We start from the raw sequence: 18,737 nt of genomic DNA, 5'->3' as shown, positions 1-18,737 counted from the left end.
CGTGCGGATCATCGGCATGATGTCGGGCACGTCGTACGACGCGGTCGACGCGGCCGCCGCGGACATCACGCTCGACGGGGACGGTGTCGTCCTGCGCCCGCTCGGCATGGTCAGCGCCCGGTACGACGACGGCCTGCGGTCCGCCCTGGCCGCCGCGCTGCCTCCGGCGGCCACCACCCTGAAGGACGTCTGCCTGCTGGACACCCGCATCGGGCAGGCGTTCGCGGAGCTCGCCGTACGGGCGGACCGCGAGCTGTGCGGGGGCCGCGCCGAGCTGGTCGTCTCCCACGGGCAGACCGTCCACCACTGGGCCGAGGGCGGGCGGGTGCACGGCACCCTCCAGCTCGGTGAGCCGGCCTGGATCGCCGAGGCGACCGGCCGTCCCGTCGTCTCCGGCCTGCGCACCCGGGACGTCGCCGCCGGCGGTCAGGGCGCGCCGCTGGTGAGCATCGTGGACGTGCTGTGGCTGCGCGGGCGCCCGGGCGTGCCCGTCGCGCTGAACCTCGGCGGCATCGCCAACATCACGGCGGCCGGCGGCCCGGCCGGGTCGCCGCCGCTCGCCTTCGACACCGGTCCCGCCAACGCGCTGATCGACGCGGCCGTGCTCCACTTCACGGGCGGCAGGCTCGCCTACGACGCCGACGGCGCCCTGGCGGCGCGCGGCAGGGTCGACGGGGAGCTGCTGCGGCGGCTGCTGGGCGATCCGTACTACGCGGCGCCGCCGCCCAAGACGACCGGCAAGGAGCTGTTCCACCTGCCGTACCTGCTGGCGGCGCTGGAGGGGCGGGACGCCCTGCGTCCGGCGGACGTGGTCGCCACCCTCACGGAGCTGACCGCCCGTACCGTCGCGGACGCGGTCCGCTCCGTCGGGGCGACCGAGGTCTTCGCCTCGGGCGGTGGCACCCGCAATCCGGTACTGATGGACCGGTTGCGCTCGGCGCTCGGCGGAGTGCCGCTGCGCGGGTCCGGCGAGCTGGGGCTGCCGTCGGCGGCCAAGGAGGCGTATGCCTTCGCGGTTCTCGGTTTCCTGACCGCCCACGGGTTGGCCGGTACGGTACCGGCGTGCACCGGTGCCCGGCATGCGAGCGTGCTGGGCTCGATCACCCCGGGCCGGCGCGCTCTGCGGTTGCCGGAGCCCGCCCCGACCGTGCCCGTACGGCTGCGGCTGGCGCCGCCGCTCCCGCCGTACGGGCACGGGTGAGCGCGGTCAGGGGATGCGGGCGCCGACCGCGTCCAGCGCGGTCGTCACGGGCTGGAAGAACGTCTCGCCGCCCACGTCGCAGTTCCCGCTGCCGCCCGAGGTCAGGCCTATGGCGGCCCCGTCGCGGGTGAACAACGCGCCTCCGCTGTCCCCCGGTTCGGCGCAGACATCGGTCTGGATCAGGCCGGTGACCGTGCCCTCCGGGTAGTTCACCGTGGCGTTGAGGCCGGTGACCTGGCCGTCCCTGAGACCGGTGGTGCTGCCCATCCGGAACACCTGCTGGCCTACGGCGGCCTCGGCCGCGCCGCGGATCGGCACCGTCTGCCCGCCGCCCACGTCGACGACGTCGGGGGCGTCGGCGCCGGGGTCGTCGTACGTGACGAGGGCGAAGTCGCCCTCGCCCGGGAAGGTGGCGGCCTGGACGGTGCCCAGGGCCGCGCCGTTCTCGTCGGTCCACCGGTCGGCGGCGACACCGCAGTGGCCGGCGGTCAGGAAGCCGCGCCCTCCGTCCTGGGTGGTGACGTTGAAGCCGAGGGAGCAGCGGGAACCGCCGCCGAAGATGGCGTCGCCGCCGTCGGCGAAGGGCTTGAACTCGCCCTTGGACTTCTGGATCCGCGCGACACCCTCGCCGAGGGCCTCCACGGCCGTCTCCAGCCGGTCCCATCTCTGGCCGGTGACCGTGCGGTCGGCCGTGACGATCACCTGGTTGGTACGGGGGTCGACGGCCCAGGCGGTGCCCGGGATGGCGGCCCGGCGGGTCAGTGTGCCCGCCGCGGACTTCAGGGTGGCGGTGCTGTTGCGCACGGCGCGGGGCACCGCGCCGGACTGTGCGACGGCGGCCTCGGCGGCGTCGTCGTCCCCGACGACGTTGACGACGAGCCGTTGCTTGCCGGCGTCGTAGTACGCCCCGCCGTACGCGTCACCGAGCCGCTCACCGAGCTTCTCGGCGACGCCGGCGGCGGAGGCGGCGGTCATCTTCCGGGCGACGACCGGTCCGGAGCCGGCTGGGGACTGCGAGGCATTGGCGTTGGGCAGCAGGATCGCCGCGGCGACGATGCCGGTGGCTCCGGCTCCTGCGAGGACGGCTTTTCGCTTGGTCATGCGCCTGTGGGTCAACTCGGTGGCTCCTGCTGGTCGTTCGGACTCCGGCGGCCGACGGCTGCCGGGGGGACGCGTCCGCCCCTTCGTACGGACGGCGGGGCCGTCGCGTTCAGCGGCCACGGACCCGGCCGTGCCCGGAGACCCCCGCCATGGAGCCGAACATTCATCTCATAACGGGCATATTCTGAAATTGCCCCAGCGATCCGAGCACAGGAGGGACCATGTCATTCGTCCAGGTCATCGACCTCAAGACGGACCGGGTCGACGAGCTACGCGGCCTGATGGACCAGTGGATCGAAGCGACCGAGGGTAAGCGGACGGCCACGCATTCGATCGTCGGACGGGACCGCTCCGACAGCACCCACGTGGTGGAGATCGTGGAGTTCCCCTCGTACGAGGAGGCGATGAAGAACTCGAACCTGCCCGAGACCAACCGGATCTACGAGCAGCTGATGGCGCTCTGCGACGGCGAACCGTCGTTCACCGACCTGGACGTCGTCGGCGACCAGCAGCTCAACAAGCTCATGGTGCAGCGCTTCGTCGACGACGTGATCAACGCAGGGAACGTCGACGCGGCGGACTCGCTGTGCAGCGCCGACTACCGCGAGCACGACCCCTCGCTCTCGTCGTACGACGTGGACCTGGAGACCGCCAAGGCCGAGAACCGGGAGATCATGGAGGGGTTCCGGCCGACGTGCACCATCGAGAGCCTCGTCGCCGAGGGCGACCTGGTCTGTCTGCGGATGACGTTCACCGGCCGCCACGTGGGCACGTACCACGGCCTGGAGGCCACCGGCCGCGACGTCGCCGGCACGGGCCACGCGACGTTCCGCTGCAAGGACGGCAAGATCGCCGAGAGCTGGTGGAACGTCGACGACCTCGGCCTGATGCGGCAGCTGGGGGTCGTCGAGGGCTAGCACCGCCGCACACGAGCCACGCCGGTCAGGTAGTGGAATATTCAACCGGTGTGGCTCGTTGACGGCGCCGAGGAGGTTGGAGTGAACGCGACGTACTACGACCACGGGACCCCGGCCGAGCGCTGGGAGCGGGCGCGGCTGTTCTTCGACGCCAAGGACTACGCGGCCGCCGCGCTCGTCCTGCGCGCGCTGGTCGACGAAGTGCCGGAGCAGACGGGACCGCGGCTGCTGCTGGCACGGTCCTACTACCACTCGGCCCAGTTGCGCAGCGCCGAGGCCGAGCTGCGCGCCGTCGTGGAGAGCGACCCCGTCGAGCACTACGCCCGGCTGATGCTGGGGCGCACGCTCCAGCGGCAGGGACGGCACGAAGAAGCCGAAACGCACCTGCGCGTCGCGGCGGCACTCGCGGGCGACTTCGACCGGCCCTGACCCCCACGCCGGGCCGGGCGCGGGGGCGCCGGGTGCCGGGGCGCTGCCGATGCGCCGGTGCCGTGCCGCTGCCGCGTGCCCCTGGCCACGCGCGGGTACCGCGCCGCTGCCGCCGCGCCGATGCGCGGGTGACGGCCCGGCACCCCGCGGATCCCCCCGGCCGGCCCTCGGGGCGCCACCCGCCGCCGAGCCGGTGGCGCCAGCGCCCCCGGGCCGCCACCCGCCCCTGAACCGGCGCCCCCGACCCCGGCCGCCATTCCAGGCCCGCATTCCGCCGCGGCGGTGGCGCTGCCACCCCGCCCTTCGTGCGCCGATCCCGAGGCCTACGGGGACCACCGGCGGAGGTACTCACTCCGCTTCAGCGGCACCGAACAGATCACGCCAACGCGGTGACCCGCCGTCAAACCCCTTGACTGCAACGGGCTATGCTCCCGCCCGTCGTCATATGATCTTTCTCGTTCGATGGGTTTGATGGTGCTGATGGTCCGTGAGACATCGTCGCCCGGAAGTGGAAGCCCGCGGTCCGCGGCCTCTTTCGTGTGGCTCCTGCCCGCCGCTCTGACCGCCGTCGCCGCCGGTGTCACCGCGGCCCTGGCGTCCGCTTCCGCGCGCGTCCCGGTCGGCGCCATCGGGGCCCTGGCCGCCCTCGCGCTCGCCGCGACAGGCATGGCGGCCGCCCGCCGGGGGCGGGTGATCGAAGAGCTGCGGCGCACCGTCGCCGCCCGCGACACCGCCCTGGCCCGGCGGCACGCGGAGACCGCGCATCTGGCCGGAACGTTGCTGCCGGACGCCGTCGAGCGCCTGCGGCGCGGGGAGTTCCCCGAGGACGTGCTGGCCTCGCTCACCGCGCCCGACGAGCACCAGGCGGTCGTACGCGTGGTCGTCGACGCGGTCGTCGCCGAGGAGGACCTGCGCGAGTCCGCGCAGCGCGCCTTCGTGAACATCGCCCGGCGCGTCCAGGCCATCGTGCACCAACAGGCCCAGGAGCTGCGGGAGATGGAGGACCGCCACGGCAACAGCCCGGAGGTCTTCGGCGACCTGCTCCGGATCGACCACGGCACCGCGCTGATCGGGCGGCTCGCGGACTCCATCGCGGTCCTCGGAGGCGCCCGCCCGGGCCGCCAGTGGAGCCGCGCCGTCCCGCTGTACAGCGTGCTGCGCGGCGCCATGTCCCGCATCCTCGACTACCAGCGCGTGGAGCTGCACTCGGTCACCGAGGTCGCCGTCACGGGCCCGGCCGTCGAACCGCTGATCCACGCCCTCGCCGAGCTCCTCGACAACGCCACGCGCTACTCGCCGCCGCAGACCAAGGTCCATCTGACCGCCGTGGACGTGCAGTCCGGCATCGCGGTGGAGATCGAGGACGGCGGTGTCTCCATGAGCGAGGAGGCCCGCAAGCGCGCCGAGCGCATGCTCCGCCAGGCCCAGCAGGGCATCGACCTGAACGACCTGGGCGAGACCCCGCGCCTCGGCCTCGCCGTGGTGGGCCGGCTGGCGCAGGCGTACGGCTTCCAGGTCTCGCTGCGCCCGTCCGCGTACGGCGGTGTCCGGGCCGTCGTGGTCGTACCCCAGGAGCTGATCACCACCGTCGCGTCGGCCAGCGGCCTCGCCCACGGCATCGGTGCCTCCTCCGTGCCCCGTGCGACCGTCCCGGCCGCGGAGGCCCTCCCGGGCCCGGCCGCCGACCCGGCGCCGCGTTCGGCCACCGGGCCGGTGACCGACGACCACGCGCCGGTCGTGACCGGGCGGACCCCGAACGGGCTGCCCCAGCGCCGCCGCAAGAAGCCGGTGACGCCGCCGGCCGGTGCGGCCGCCGCACCCTCCGCGCCGGCCGCACCGGCGCCCACCGCCGCTCCCGACGCGGAGCCCTCACCTCAGGTGCAGCCCGGAATGTGGCTGGCCGCCTTCCAGAGCGGCCTGACCGGGGAGCCGAACGACGCAAGCAAGGGGAACACTCAGCCATGATCAAGCAGCAGGCCAATATGGACTGGATGCTCAAGGACCTCGCGGAAGGCGTGCCGCAGACCAGGCATGTCGTCGTGCTCTCCGCCGACGGTCTGCGCATGGCCCAGTACGGCACGGACGACGACACCGCGGACCGGCTGGCCGCCGCCTGCGCCGGCCTGCAGTCGCTGGCCGGTGCCGTCGCCACCGAACTCCCGGGCAGCGACGGCAGGATGCGGCTGGTGGTCATAGAGATGAACGGCGGCTTCTTCTACCTGATGGCGGCCGGCACCGGCGCGTACCTCGCCGTGCTCGCCGGGGAAGGCGTCGACGCCGGGCTCATGGGCCAGCGCATGCGCGATCTCGTCCTGCGGATCGGAGAGCACCTGAGCAGCCCGCCGCGCCGGGACGCCGAGTGAGCGACGCGGGCAACGGGGGCGGCGGGACCGGCGCGCACTGGGAGGAGAGCAGCCCGGAGCGGCTGTACGTCATCACGGGCGGGCGCAGCGGTACGTCGGCGCCCGCCGCGCTCGACCTGGTCACGCTGATCGTGGCCAGGGCGGGCGTGAAGCCCGGGATGCAGCCGGAGCACGCGGCGATCGTCCAGCTGTGCCAGGCGCCGCTGTCGGTCGCCGAGATCTCCGCGTACCTCGGTCTCCCGGTCAGTGTCGTCACCGTCCTGCTGGGCGACCTCCTCGCCGACAACCGGGTCGTCGCCCGCGCACCCGTCCCACCCGCCCGACTCCCCGACCGCGCGTTGATTGAGGCAGTGATCGATGGACTTCAGAAGCTCTGAGCCGGCAGGCGCGCTCGCGCGCGGGCCGCGGAGCGAGGACGTGCTGCCGGCGACGGCCACCACCGCGGTCAAGGTGGTGATCGTGGGCGGCTTCGGCGTCGGCAAGACGACCCTCGTCGGCTCGGTCAGCGAGATCCGGCCGCTGACGACCGAGGAGACCATGACCCAGGCCGGGGTCGGGGTGGACGACACCGCCGGGATAGGCGGCAAGACCTCGACGACCGTCGCCATGGACTTCGGCCGCATCAGCATCAACGAGCAGTTGGTGCTGTACCTGTTCGGCACGCCCGGCCAGGAACGCTTCTGGTTCCTGTGGCGCGGCCTGTTCGAGGGCGCGCTGGGCGCGGTCGTGCTGGTCGACACGCGCCGCCTGGAGGTCAGCTTCGACGTGATCGGGCGGCTGGAGGAGCGCGGCGTGCCCTTCGTGGTGGCCGTCAACTCCTTCCCGGACGCCCCGGCGTATCCGGTCGAGGAGCTGCGCGGCGCGCTCGACCTGCCGCCCTCGGTGCCGATCGTGCCGTGCGACGCGCGGCAGCGCAGCTCCGGCAAGGACGTCCTGATGACGTTGATGCGCTATCTCCAGACCCTCGCCACGACGCAGGAGGCGTCATGACAACGGCCGACACCGCTTCCGGCCCCCTCCCCGGCCCGCCCCCCGGCTGCCCGGCCCACGGCATGGGCCCCGAAGCCCTGCACCGGCTGTACGGCCCGGCCGCGGAGTCGAACCCGCAGGCGCTGTACGAGACGCTGCGCGCCCGGTACGGCCCGGTGGCGCCGGTACTGCTGCACGGCGACCTGCCGGCGTGGCTGGTGCTGGGCCACCGGGAGAACCTGGAGGTGATGCGCTCTCCGTCGCGCTTCTCCCGTGACTCGCGCAACTGGCGCATGTTCCAGGAAGGCAGGGTGGCCCCGGACTCGCCGCTCCGTCCGATGATCCAGTGGCAACCGATCTGCGTCTTCGCGGACGGCCGGGAGCACGAGCGCCTGCGCGGTGCGGTGACCGGCAGCCTGGAGCAGTTCGACCGCCGGGGCATCCGCCGGTACGTGATCCGGTACACCAACCAGCTCGTCGACTCCTTCGCCGCGACCGGACAGGCGGACCTCATCGGGGACTTCGCCGAGAAGCTCCCCATGCTGGTGATGACGCAGCTCCTCGGGATGCCCGAGGAGTACGGGCCGCGCCTGGTCGACGCGGCACTGGATTTGATGAAGGGCAGCAAGACGGCTCTCGCGAGCAACGACTTCCTCGTCTCGACGCTCCGGACGCTGACGGAACGCAAGAAGGTCAGCCCCGGGCACGATCTGCCCAGCTGGCTCATCCGTCACGACGCCGGGCTGACCGACAACGAGGTCCTGGAACATCTGCGGCTCGTCCTGGTGGCCGCCAACGAGACCACCGTGAACCTGATTGCGAACACGCTCCACCTGGTCCTCACCGACCGGCGCTTCCGGGCGAACCTGGCCGGTGGCCACATGACGCTGCCGGACGCTCTGGAGAAGGTGCTGTGGGACGCGCCGCCGCTCTCCGCGATTCCGGGTCGCTGGGCCACGGGCGACACCCTTCTCGGCGGTCAGCGGATCAAGGCGGGCGACATGCTCCTGCTGGGGGTGGCGGCCGGGAACGTCGACCCGGAGATCCGCCCCGACCTGTCCGCGCCGCTGCAGGGCAACCGTGCCCACCTGTCCTTCAGCAGCGGTCCCCACGAGTGCCCCGGACAGGACATCGGCAGGGCCATTGCGGACACCGGCATCGACACGCTGCTGGCGAGGCTGCCCGATCTGCAGCTCGCCGTGGCCGAGGGGGACCTCCGGACACGTGCGGCGTGGCTGTCCAAGCGGCTGGAATCGATGCCCGTACGGTTCACGCCACCGCGCTCGGCGGCCGAGGGGGAAGCCGGCCGGTCCGACGTCGCCACCACAGGCCCCGGCCCCCTGCCCGAGGTGGTTCCGGTTACGGCCGTCGAGCCCGGCTCTGCGCCGGTGGGACGGGAGCGTGCCCGTACGTCGTGGTGGGCCCGGCTGTTCCGGTCCCGGCGCTGAGGCACCGCGTTCCAGGCAGCACAGCGCGGCTATTGTCCTATTGGATCAACTGTCACGGGTGACTACTATGCGCCATAGTTGATCACTCTGGGGTGCAAGAGACGTGTGTGCCGCCAGTGCCGCCGGGGCACACGTCGCGTCCCGTGACAAGAGGGAGGCCGCTGTGGGCCCCGGGCTCATCGTTCCGCCGATCTACTCCCCCATCCCACCGGCGATCCATCCCTGTCACGCCGAAGCGGACGTGCAGACGGCCGCCTGGGCAGAAACGTTTCACATAGGGTCCGACGAGCTGCGTGGCCGCCTCGTGCAACAGGCCATCGGCACGTTCTCGGCCCGCATCCTGCCGGGCGGCCGCCAGGAAGTCGTCTCCCTCCTCGCCGACTTCGTCCTGTGGCTCTTCGGCGTGGACGACGGTCACTGCGAGGAAGGTGAGCTCGGGCACCGGCCGGGCGAACTGGCCGGCATGCTCCACCGGCTGCTGCGCGTGGCCCAGAACCCTGAGGCCCCCGTCCTCCAGGGCGACCCGCTCGCGGCCGGTCTGCGCGACCTGCGCCTGCGGATCAGCCGGTACGGGACGTCCGGGCAGACGGCCCGCTGGGTGGACGCCCTGCGCGAGTACTTCTTCTCGGTCGTCTGGGAGGCGTCCCACCGCCGCAACGGCACCGTTCCAAACCTCGACGACTACACCCTCATGCGGCTGTACGACGGGGCGACTTCCGTGGTCCTGCCCCTGCTGGAAATGGGCTACGGGTACGAACTCCAGCCGCACGAGCGGGACCGTACGGCGGTACGCGCCGCGGCCGAGATGGCCTCCTTCATCATCACCTGGGACAACGACATCTTCTCGCACCACAAGGAGAAGAGCGGGTCCGGTTATTACCTCAACGTCCTGCGGGTGCTGGAGGAGCACGAGGGACTCACTGCCCGGAACGCACTGCGCACCGCCATCGCCCAGCGGGACCGGGTGATGTGCTTGTTCATGCGCCTCACCGAGTACCTGTCGGACCACGGCAGCCCCCAACTGCGCCAGTACCTCGCCAGTCTGGCCCACTTCATCCGCGGTGCGCAGGACTGGGGCATCAGCTCCGTGCGGTACACCACTGCCCATAGCCCGGCGAGCATGCCTTCGCTGTTCACCGACCGGCCCACGGACGACAGCACCGAACCGCTGGACATCCCCGTGATCGCCTGGTGGTGGGACCTCCTCCCGGCCGCAACCGCGCGCCGCACGATGCGCCGGCCGGTCCAGCGCACCGCCTAGAGCAAAGGATTCATCGGTGTCAGTCCGATTGCAATCGGTGCCGCGCGCCCCCGGAGGGGTGCCCCTCCTCGGACACGCCCTGAAGCTGTGGCGTGACCCGCTCGGCTTCCTGGGGTCCCTGCGCGAGAGCGGTGATCTGGTGCGGGTCGATCTCGGCACCATGCCCATGTATGTCGCGACCTCGGCGCGGATGGTCAACGAGGTGACCGTCAGACAGGCGCGGAGTTTCGAGAAGGGTCGCCTGTACGACCGGGTACGGCCTCTCGTCGGGAACGGACTGGCGACGGCCGACGGCGACATCCATCGCCGCCACCGCCGGCTGGTGCAGCCGCTGTTCCATCACCAGCGCATCGCCGGTTACGCCGACATCATGAGCGATCGCGCCCTGGCGCTCGCCACGTCCTGGACACCGGGGCAGCGGATCGCGGTCGAGCAGGTCATGGGTGAGTTCGCCATCGAGACGCTGGCCGCGACGATGTTCTCCACGGACATCGGACGCCCCGCGGTGGAGGCGGTGCGCCGGCATCTGCCCGTCATCCTGAAGAACATGCTGATCCGCGCCGCCTCCCCCCGGTTCCTCGACCGCCTGCCGGTGCGGGCCAACCGCGACTTCGACGCCGCTTCGGCCGGCATGCGCCAAGTGATCGACGACGTCATCACGGCCACGCGGCGAGCCGGGCGGACCGACCGGTCCGATCTGCTCTCGGTGCTGCTCGCCGCCCGGGACGCCGACACCGGCGAGGCGCTCACCGACACCGAGGTCAGGGACGAGCTCGTCACCATCCTCTTCGCCGGTACCGAGACCACGGCCTCCACGCTCTCCTGGGCCTTCCACGAGCTGGCTCGCCACCCCGAGGTGGAGCGAGAGGTGGTGGACGAGATCGACCGGGTCGTGGGCAGCCGTCCGGTGACCATGGAGGACGTCCCCCGTCTGACGGCGATCCGGCGGGTGCTCGACGAGGTCATCCGGCTGTACGGCGTCACGCTCCTGATGCGGCGGGCGACGGCCGACGTGGAACTCGGCGGTTTCTCGCTGCCCGCCGGTTCGGAAGTCGCCTTCAGCCTCTACGCCCTGCACCGCGATCCCGGCCTGTTCGAGGAACCCGACCGCTTCGACCCCGACCGGTGGCTGCCCGAACGCCGTGCCGCGCTGGGCCGCGAGGAATTCGTGCCGTTCGGCTCCGGCAACCGCAAATGCATCGGTGACGCCTTCGCGTGGACGGAGGCCACCATCGTCCTGGCGACGGTCCTGCGCCGCTGGAAGCTGCGCCCCCAAGACGGGCAGCCCGCCCCTCGGGCGGCCGCGTCCGCGATGGCCCACCCCGACCGCGTCCCCATGACCGTCCTGCCCCGGGACGCCTGACCGCCGGCTGCCCCCGGTCGTCGCGACCGGGGGACGGCGGGTGCAGGGGCGTCACTCCGCGCGCTGCGACGACCGCACTTCGGTGCGGTGGTCGAAGTACGCCCACAGGGCGATCGCCAGGAGGCCGACGACCACGACCACGACCACGCGTACGGCGCCGGACGTGAGGAAGCCGGCGACGCCGGTGACCAGGGCGCCGCCCAGCATGATCATGCGGCTCGCCAGGTACTGCCCCGGCGGCTGCACGGGCCGGCGGTCCCCGAGGTCGTGCAGCGCGCCGCGCGCCGCGGCGGACGCGCCGCGCCGGCGCCGGGCCCGGTAGGCGAGGAGGTAACTGATGGCGAGGTAGGCGCCGATGATGCCTGCCAGCCAGGCCCACTCCGTGGGACCTTCCGGTAATCCGCGTGCGACGACCACTCCCGGCCTCCCCGTGTTCCGGACGACTCGTGACGACTCGTGACGGCTCGTGACGGCTCGTGACGACTGCGTACGGCCTGGTGCCACTGCCTGCCACTGCCTGCGGATGTCGGATGCCCGCACGGCGACGCGCCACACCCGGCCGGAACGGCGCATAGCACCGGCCGCCCGCCCGCCGCAATCGCCCGGTGGGCGGTGTGCGGAGGACGGACTGTGGGGGCCGAGGCCATACACCGCCGGTGCGGGGGCGGCCTACGGTGCGGGTCACCCCGGCGGCCTGCGTCCGGCCGCGGCGGCGGCCGCCGGGAGCATCCCCACGCCTCGCGAGGAGCCGCCATGCCCTTCCCCGTCCCCCGCTTGCGGGCCGCCCTGACCGTGCTCGTCATGACGGTCGCCGCCGTGCTGTCCGGCCCGGTCCCCGCCGCCCGTGCCGCCGGCGTCGCGCTCACCCCGGTCACCGGGTTCGGGAGCAACCCGGGCCAGCTGGCCATGTACGTCCACCGCCCCGCGTCGCTGCCCGCCTCCCCGCCCGTGGTGGTCGCCCTCCACGGCTGCACGCAGAGCGCCCAGGTGTACGCCGACCACTCGGGCCTGCCGCAGGTGGCGGCCCGCGCCGGGTTCCTGCTGGTCTTCGCCGAGCAGCGGGCGTCCAACAACCTCAACAAGTGCTTCAACTGGTTCCAGACCGCGGACAGCCGGCGCGGCCAGGGCGAGGCCGCGTCGATCCGGCAGATGGTGGCGCACGCCGTCGCGTCGTACGGCGCGGATCCGCGGCGGGTGTACGTCACGGGCTTGTCGGCCGGCGGCGCCATGACGTCCGTCGTGCTCGCCGCCTACCCGGACGTCTTCACCGCCGGGGCCGTCGTCGCGGGCGTCCCGTACGACTGCGCCCGGGACGTCGCGTCCGCGTACTCCTGCATGAACCCGGGGGTGGACCTGAGCCCCGCCCAGTGGGCGCAGCGCGTGCGGGACGCCCATCCGGCGTGGACGGGGCCGTGGCCGCGGGTGGCGGTCTGGCAGGGCGACCGCGACACCACGGTGGTGCCCCGCAACGCCGATGAGCTGCGCGACCAGTGGACCGCCGTGCACGGGCTCTCCCCCCAGCCCACCCGCACCTCCGTCATCGGTCCCGACTCCACGCGCCACGAGGAGTACGCGGCCGCGGACGGCACGGTCGCCGTCGAGGTGAACCGGGTTCCGGCCATCGGCCACGGCACGCCCGTCGACCCGGGGACCGGGCCCGCGCAGTGCGGCTCGACCGCCGCCGCGTACTTCCTCGACTCCATCTGCTCCAGCCACTGGATCGCGGGCTTCTTCGGGCTGACGGAATCCGGCGGGGACCCGACCCCGCCGCCCGGCCCCGGGGACGGCACCGCATCCTGCTGGACCGGCAGCAACCACCACCACGTCCGGGCGGGCCGCGCCACCACGAGCGGCGGCTACACCTGGGCCAAGGGCTCGCAGCAGGGCATGGGGCTGTACAACACGTTCGTCACCCACACCCTGAAGGAGTCACCGGCCGGGTACTTCACCGTCGCCGACGGCACCTGCCCCTGAGGAGAGGCGCAGGGGCAGCGACTTCAGACCGTTGATGAAGTGGGAGACCAGCCGCCGGGGCGGGGCGGCCACGGTGTACGGGGGCAGGGCGCGCAGCGCCTCCTCGTGCAGGGCGCGCAGCTGGAGGCGGGCGAAGTGGGCGCCCAGGCAGATGTGCGGGCCGTCGCCGAAGGACACGTGCGGGTTCGGGGAGCGGCCCGGGTCCAGGCGGTGCGGGTCGTCGAAGACACGCTCGTCGTGGTTGGCGGAGGCGTGGAACACCACGACCTTGTCCCCGGCGCGGACGCGCTGCCCGGCCAGGACGCAGTCCTCCGTCGCCGTGCGGCGGAAGTGCAGGACGGGCGGGTGCACCCGCAGCAGCTCCTCCACGGCGGTGTCGAGGCGGAACGCCCCGGCGCGCAGCAGCCGTTGCGTGCCGGGGTGTTCGGCGAGGGCGAGGAAACCGCCGGGGGCGGCGCTGCGGACGGTGTCGTTCCCGGCGACCGTCAGCAGGAAGAAGAACATCTCCAGCTCCCCCTCCGACAGGTCCGCGTGCGCGAGGGAGGTGATGACGTCGTCCCCGGGGTGGGCGCGCTTGTGTGCCGCGAGCTCCTGGGCGTACGCGAACATCTCCCGCAGCATCGCGGGCGACCGCGGGTCGAGGGGTGTGCCGTCCGGTCCGAGGACCGGTGGCTCGTCGGGGTCCTGGTAGGCGATGACCCGCTCGGTCCAGGCGAGCAGCAGCCCGCGGTCGCTCCTCGGTACGCCGAGGAGGTCGGTGAGGTTGAGCAGGGCGTACTCGTCGGTGACGGTGCGGACGAGATCGACCGTTCCGTCGCCGTCGCGGGCGGTGGCGTACGCGGTGCGCAGCAGCTCACGGGCGCGGGTCCGTACCGCGTCCGTGAAGCGGTCGGTCCGCCCGGGTGTGAACGCGCGGCTGACCATCCGCCGCAGCCTGCCGTGGGCGGGCGGGTCCTGGTTGAGCATCATGCGGCGGATGAACGGCAGGTCGGCCGGGTCCGGATCGCGGATCTGGGTGGCGCCGAGGTACGAGGAGAACGTGCGGGTGTCCTTGAGGACGCCCACGACGTCGTGGTGGCGGGTCACGGCCCAGAATCCGGGACCCGCGGGCCAGCCCAGCACCTCGTACTCGTCCTGCCAGGCCACCGGCGTGCTGTCGCGCAGGGCGCGGTAGGTGTCGTGCGGGATCCCGCGCGCGTACAGGCGGGGGTCGAAGACGTCGGTGCCGGGTGTCACGCGGGTCCGTCCGCGCGCAGGAAGTCCTCGACGGTGCGGACGAGTTCGAGCGGGGTCTCGTCCATGGCGTAGTGGCCGGCCCGGGGCAGCTCGGTGAGCAGGCCGTTCGGGTAGCGCCCCAGCCAGCTGCGGCGCATGAGGTCCGCGCCGAGCGCCGGGTCGAGCGCGCCGGTGACGGCGAGGGCGGGTACGGCGAGGCCGTCGACCTCGGCGTGGAAGTCCTCGCTCGCCCATGAGTCGAGCCAGGCACGGACCGCCTTGGGGTCGCTGCGCTCCAGGGAGCGGCGCACCATGCGGTCGAGCCAGGCGCCGGGGCGGCTGCCGCCGGTGGTGAGGTCGATGATGGTGCGGCGGTTCTCGGGGCGTTCGGCCGCCCCGGCGAACAGTTCCCACTGCTCCGGAGGCATCGGCAGGCCCTCGGCGGGCACCGGGGAGATGCCGACGAGCCTGCGGACCCGGTCGGGAGCGGCGGCCAGGACCCGCTGGGCGACGCTGCCGCCCATGGAGTGGCCGATCAGCGAGAAGCGGTCCCAGCCGAGCCGGACGGCGAGTTCGAGCAGGTCGCCGGCGGCCTCGCGGGTGGTGTACGCGCCGTGGGCGTCCCTGGCTTCCCCATAACCGCGCAGGTCCACAACGGCGTAGGTGAAGGCTCCGAGGTCGAGGTCGGGCAGGACGGGCGCGTAGGCGTCGCGGTCGGCGAGCCAGCCGTGGACGGCGAACACCCGGTGGGGTCCGTCGCCGAGCAGCCGGTGGGGCAGGACGAAGGGGGCCATCGGGCACGCTCCGATCGGGAGAGGACGGGACCACCTTGTCCCGTGCCGGGCCGCGCCACAAGGGCGCGAACGGGGCGCCCGCGGTGGTCGCTTTGATCGACTGGTGGCGCTCCGGTCCCCGGCTTACGGTCGAATGGTGGACGGCGGGGCCGGCGACGCCCCGGAACCGTTCACCGACCTTTCGGTGAGGGCACTGCGCCATGACCACACCTCGGCCGACTCCCGCACCCGGCACCACGGCGCCCGGGCGGGGCGGCGGCAACGGGATCGCGCTCCTGGTGATCGCCTCCTGCCAGTTGATGGTCGTCCTCGACATCACCATCGTGAACATCGCACTGCCGCACATCCAGAGCTCGCTGGACTTCTCGACCACCAATCTCTCGTGGGTGGTCAACGCCTACACGCTCACCTTCGGCGGGCTGCTGCTCCTGGGCGGCCGCACGGGTGACATCCTCGGGCGGCGGCGGGTGTTCGTCTTCGGCGTGCTGCTGTTCGTCCTGGCCTCGCTGCTCGGCGGACTGGCCCAGAACTCCGCGCAGTTGCTGGCGGCGCGGGCGCTCCAGGGCGTCGGCGGCGCGATCGCCTCCCCGACGTCGCTGGCCCTGATCAGTACGACGTTCGAGGAAGGGCCGGAGCGCAACCGGGCGTTCGGCGTCTTCGCCGCGGTGTCGGCGGGCGGGGGTGCGATCGGGCTCCTGGCGGGCGGCATGCTGGTGTCCTGGCTCGACTGGCGCTGGGTGTTCTTCGTCAACGTGCCGATCGGGCTGCTCATCGTCCTGGCGACGCCGCGCTGGATCCGTGAGTCGGAGCGCCATCCGGGCCACTTCGACATCACGGGGGCGCTCAGCTCGACCCTCGGCATGGTCCTGCTGGTGTACGGGTTCATCCGGGCCGCGCAGGACGGGTGGGGGGACCCCCTGACGGTGGCGTCGTTCGGGGCCGCCGTGGTGATACTCGCCGTGTTCGTGTTCGTGGAGCGCCGCTCGCGCCAGCCCATCACGCCGCTGCACATGTTCGCCGACCGCAACCGGGCGGGCACCTACGGCATCATGCTGTGCCTGGCCGCCGCCATCTTCGGGATGTTCTTCTTCCTGACGCTCTTCGTGCAGAACGTCCTCGACTTCAGCCCGCTGGCGGCGGGCGTGGCGTTCCTGCCGGTGAGCGCGATCATCGCGGTCGGCGCGGGCCTGGCCTCGCAGTTGCTGCCGAAGTACGGGCCCAAGCCGTTCATGGTGGTGGGGGCGCTGCTGACCGCGGTGGGGCTGGCCTGGCTGACGCTGACCGACGTGCACTCCACGTATCTGGGCAGCATCCTCGGTCCGATGCTCGTCTTCGGCATGGGCATGGGGATGCAGTTCGTCTCGCTGACGCTGATGGCGCTGTCGGACGTGCCGGCCCACGAGTCGGGCGCGGCGTCCGGGCTGCTCAACGCGATGCAGCAGGTGGGCGGTTCGCTGGGCCTGTCCATCCTGGTGACCGTCTTCGGCACGGCGAACCGCAACGAGGCGGAGAACCAGGTACGGGCGTACCTGTCGCAGGCGACCCCCGCGGAGCGGCTGCGGTTCCAGCAGACCCGTGAACTGCCGCCGCCCTGGGCCGACCAGGTCCTGACGTCCGGGGTCTCGGCGGCGTTCATCGTGGCCGCGGTCTTCACGGCGGTCGCCGCGGTCATCGCCCTGCTGGTGATTCAGGTGCGCCCGTCGGACCTCGAGCGCCTGAAGGGCGGCCTGGGGCCGGGCGGGTTGTGAGCCGGCGGGCCGGGGCGGCGTCCCGCCGGACCGCCCCGCTCGGGGGGCGGTCCGGCGGGGGCCGTCGGGCCCCGGGCCGCGCGGGGGCCGCGTCAGCCGGTGTTCCCCAGCGGCTGCCGTACGGCGATGGCGTTGACGCGCAGATGGCACCGGGCGGTGTCCTCGGCGCTCAGCGACCGGGCCTTCTCCCCGTCCAGCGCGAGCGTGGCGTCGAGGCACAGGGCGACGGCGTACAGGTGGCCCTCGGTCTCCTCGTCCTCCAGGGCGAAGAGGAGGTTGTAGTAGTAGCCCGTGCGCTCCGCGGTGTCCTCGTGGAACGACAAGTGCGTGCCCTGCTGCCGGCCGAGACCGACGAACGCGCCGGTGAGCGCCTCCTCGGCCTTCCGCCAGAAGCGGGAGTTGGTGAACGGCCGGGACAGCGCCTGGCGGACCGCCTCCGTCAGGGACAGCACCATGACGCTGACGGGGGCGGTCTCCTGCAGGCCCCAGCCGCGGATGATCCGGACGGTGGAGCCGTCGGGGATGGCGGCGGCCGCCCTGCTGATCTCGCCGAAGTCGAAGTTCACCGTCGCCGGGGCGATCGCGTGCTGGAACGTGGCTTCGATGCCCCGGGCCCGGGACAGGTGGGCCGGTCCCACCTCGAAGACCGGCAGGAAGGTCGTCTTCTCGGCAGCGGGCTGTTCGGCCATGGCTGCTCCTCGTGTGTCGGAAGGGGTCGCGCCGCAGCGGCACAGTATGCCGGTAGCCCCGAGGTCCATGATCAGCGGTCCGGCCGCCGTGGGGACCGCCGGCCCTTGACAGGGTGTATTGAGACGTTTTATCCAGATCGTGGAGGAGGAGGTGCGCTCCCATGGCCCGTGCAGTGGGTATCGACCTCGGTACGACGAACTCCGTCGTCAGCGTCCTGGAGGCCGGTGAGCCGACCGTCATCACCAACACCGAGGGCGCCCGGACCACGCCGTCCGTCGTCGCCTTCGCCAAGAACGGCGAGGTGCTGGTCGGCGAGGTCGCCAAGCGCCAGGCCGTGACGAATGTCGACCGGACAGCCCGCTCGGTCAAGCGCCACGTGGGCGACACCGGCTGGCGCTTCCCGGAGACCGGGGACATCGACGGCAGGCGCTACACCGCGCAGGAGATCTCCGCGCGCGTGCTGCAGAAGCTGAAGCGGGACGCCGAGGCGTACCTGGGCGAGGACGTGTCCGACGCGGTCATCACCGTCCCGGCGTACTTCAACGACGCGCAGCGGACCGCCACGAAGGAGGCGGGCCGCATCGCCGGCCTGAACGTCCTGCGCATCATCAACGAGCCGACGGCCGCGGCCCTGGCGTACGGCCTCGACAAGGAGGACCAGACCATCCTGGTCTTCGACCTCGGTGGCGGCACCTTCGACGTCTCGCTGCTGGAGATCGGCGACGGCGTCGTCGAGGTGAAGGCCACCAACGGCGACACCCACCTGGGCGGGGACGACTGGGACCAGCGGGTGGTCGACCACCTGGTCAAGCAGTTCCATTCCGGGTACGGGATCGATCTGTCCAAGGACAAGATGGCGCTGCAGCGCCTGCGCGAGGCGGCCGAGAAGGCCAAGATCGAGCTGTCGGCGGCGACCGAGACGACGATCAACCTGCCCTACATCACGGCGTCCGCCGAGGGGCCGCTGCACCTGGACGAGAAGCTCACCCGCGCCCAGTTCCAGCAGCTGACCGCGGACCTGCTGGAGCGCTGCCGGACTCCGTTCCACAACGCGATCAAGGACGCGGGCATCAAGCTCTCCGACATCCACCACGTGATCATGGTCGGCGGTTCGACGCGCATGCCCGCGGTGACGGACCTGGTCAGGGAGCTGACGGGGAAGGACCCGCACAAGGGTGTGAACCCGGACGAGGTCGTCGCCATCGGCGCCTCGCTCCAGGCCGGTGTCCTCAAGGGTGAGGTCAAGGACGTCCTGCTCCTCGAC

18 protein-coding genes are annotated in these 18,737 nt (G+C 72.4%); 13 read left to right on the top strand and 5 right to left on the bottom strand.

The annotated features are described in order from the left end of the window. Position 1 precedes the first annotated feature (1 nt). Positions 2-1,201 carry an anhydro-N-acetylmuramic acid kinase gene (locus ACIA79_RS10875; protein ID WP_399427860.1) on the top strand — a complete coding sequence of 400 codons (1,200 nt, stop codon included), beginning with the start codon at positions 2-4 and terminating at the stop codon, positions 1,199-1,201. Between the two features lie 6 nt (positions 1,202-1,207). Here ACIA79_RS10875 and ACIA79_RS10870 read toward each other — a convergent pair whose 3' ends face one another. Further along, positions 1,208-2,302: a S1 family peptidase gene (locus ACIA79_RS10870; RefSeq protein ID WP_399427859.1), complete on the bottom strand. Its 1,095-nt coding sequence runs from the start codon at positions 2,300-2,302 to the stop codon at positions 1,208-1,210. A gap of 221 nt (positions 2,303-2,523) precedes the next feature. Between ACIA79_RS10870 and ACIA79_RS10865 the strand changes: the two genes are divergently transcribed. The 9 genes from ACIA79_RS10865 (at position 2,524) to ACIA79_RS10825 (ending at position 11,052) form a co-directional block, all read left to right on the top strand. After that, positions 2,524-3,219: an ester cyclase gene (locus ACIA79_RS10865; RefSeq protein ID WP_399427857.1), complete on the top strand. Its 696-nt coding sequence runs from the start codon at positions 2,524-2,526 to the stop codon at positions 3,217-3,219. An 81-nt stretch (positions 3,220-3,300) separates the two neighbouring features. Beyond that, entirely contained in the window at positions 3,301-3,648 is a 348-nt protein-coding gene (locus ACIA79_RS10860) for a tetratricopeptide repeat protein (RefSeq protein ID WP_399427856.1), read from the top strand. 480 nt (positions 3,649-4,128) lie between these two features. Then, the gene (locus tag ACIA79_RS10855; RefSeq protein ID WP_399428111.1) at positions 4,129-5,613 is read left to right on the top strand and encodes a sensor histidine kinase; all 1,485 of its coding nucleotides are present in this window, start codon (positions 4,129-4,131) and stop codon (positions 5,611-5,613) included. Next, on the top strand, positions 5,610-6,011 hold the full coding sequence (locus ACIA79_RS10850; protein ID WP_031078813.1) for a roadblock/LC7 domain-containing protein: 402 nt from the start codon (positions 5,610-5,612) through the stop codon (positions 6,009-6,011). The genes ACIA79_RS10855 and ACIA79_RS10850 overlap by 4 nt, the downstream gene beginning before the upstream one ends. Beyond that, positions 6,008-6,388 carry a DUF742 domain-containing protein gene (locus ACIA79_RS10845; RefSeq protein WP_399427855.1) on the top strand — a complete coding sequence of 127 codons (381 nt, stop codon included), beginning with the start codon at positions 6,008-6,010 and terminating at the stop codon, positions 6,386-6,388. Before ACIA79_RS10850 ends, ACIA79_RS10845 begins: the two co-directional genes overlap by 4 nt. Then, the gene (locus ACIA79_RS10840; protein ID WP_399427854.1) at positions 6,369-7,001 is read left to right on the top strand and encodes a GTP-binding protein; all 633 of its coding nucleotides are present in this window, start codon (positions 6,369-6,371) and stop codon (positions 6,999-7,001) included. The genes ACIA79_RS10845 and ACIA79_RS10840 overlap by 20 nt, the downstream gene beginning before the upstream one ends. Continuing rightward, positions 6,998-8,428: a cytochrome P450 gene (locus ACIA79_RS10835; protein WP_399427853.1), complete on the top strand. Its 1,431-nt coding sequence runs from the start codon at positions 6,998-7,000 to the stop codon at positions 8,426-8,428. The genes ACIA79_RS10840 and ACIA79_RS10835 overlap by 4 nt, the downstream gene beginning before the upstream one ends. Before the next feature lie 163 nt (positions 8,429-8,591). Beyond that, on the top strand, positions 8,592-9,689 hold the full coding sequence (locus ACIA79_RS10830; RefSeq protein WP_399427852.1) for a selina-4(15),7(11)-diene synthase: 1,098 nt from the start codon (positions 8,592-8,594) through the stop codon (positions 9,687-9,689). Positions 9,690-9,705: 16 nt separating this feature from the next. Then, the gene (locus ACIA79_RS10825; RefSeq protein ID WP_399427851.1) at positions 9,706-11,052 is read left to right on the top strand and encodes a cytochrome P450; all 1,347 of its coding nucleotides are present in this window, start codon (positions 9,706-9,708) and stop codon (positions 11,050-11,052) included. 51 nt (positions 11,053-11,103) lie between these two features. Here ACIA79_RS10825 and ACIA79_RS10820 read toward each other — a convergent pair whose 3' ends face one another. Beyond that, positions 11,104-11,469, bottom strand: coding sequence for a hypothetical protein (locus ACIA79_RS10820; protein WP_399427850.1), 366 nt, complete (start codon positions 11,467-11,469; stop codon positions 11,104-11,106). 336 nt (positions 11,470-11,805) lie between these two features. Here ACIA79_RS10820 and ACIA79_RS10815 point away from each other — a divergent pair, with 336 nt between their 5' ends. Further along, entirely contained in the window at positions 11,806-13,026 is a 1,221-nt protein-coding gene (locus ACIA79_RS10815) for an alpha/beta hydrolase family esterase (protein WP_399427849.1), read from the top strand. Here ACIA79_RS10815 and ACIA79_RS10810 read toward each other — a convergent pair. Both ACIA79_RS10810 and ACIA79_RS10805 read right to left on the bottom strand, forming a co-directional pair. Then, positions 12,982-14,262 (bottom strand): cytochrome P450, encoded by a 1,281-nt coding sequence (locus ACIA79_RS10810; protein WP_399427848.1) that lies wholly within the window; start codon positions 14,260-14,262, stop codon positions 12,982-12,984. The two genes, ACIA79_RS10815 and ACIA79_RS10810, sit on opposite strands and share 45 nt — an antisense overlap. Continuing rightward, positions 14,259-15,035: an alpha/beta fold hydrolase gene (locus ACIA79_RS10805; protein ID WP_399427847.1), complete on the bottom strand. Its 777-nt coding sequence runs from the start codon at positions 15,033-15,035 to the stop codon at positions 14,259-14,261. Before ACIA79_RS10805 ends, ACIA79_RS10810 begins: the two co-directional genes overlap by 4 nt. A gap of 266 nt (positions 15,036-15,301) precedes the next feature. On the opposite strand from ACIA79_RS10805, the gene ACIA79_RS10800 reads away from it, so the two are divergent. Beyond that, positions 15,302-16,783, top strand: coding sequence for an MFS transporter (locus tag ACIA79_RS10800; protein WP_399428110.1), 1,482 nt, complete (start codon positions 15,302-15,304; stop codon positions 16,781-16,783). A gap of 92 nt (positions 16,784-16,875) precedes the next feature. On the opposite strand, the gene ACIA79_RS10795 is transcribed toward ACIA79_RS10800, so the two are convergent. Further along, positions 16,876-17,472, bottom strand: a complete 597-nt coding sequence (locus ACIA79_RS10795) for a Type-2Aa cytolytic delta-endotoxin (protein WP_399427846.1) — start codon at positions 17,470-17,472, stop codon at positions 16,876-16,878. Positions 17,473-17,633: 161 nt separating this feature from the next. Here ACIA79_RS10795 and ACIA79_RS10790 point away from each other — a divergent pair. Then, the coding region (locus ACIA79_RS10790; RefSeq protein ID WP_399427845.1) for an Hsp70 family protein at positions 17,634-18,737 on the top strand (1,104 nt) is incomplete at its 3' end.

The sequence above is a fragment of the Streptomyces sp. NPDC051310 genome, from assembly GCF_044455245.1.
Taxonomy (GTDB): Bacteria; Actinomycetota; Actinomycetes; order Streptomycetales; family Streptomycetaceae; genus Streptomyces.
This window is presented reverse-complemented; position numbering and strand designations above follow the sequence as displayed.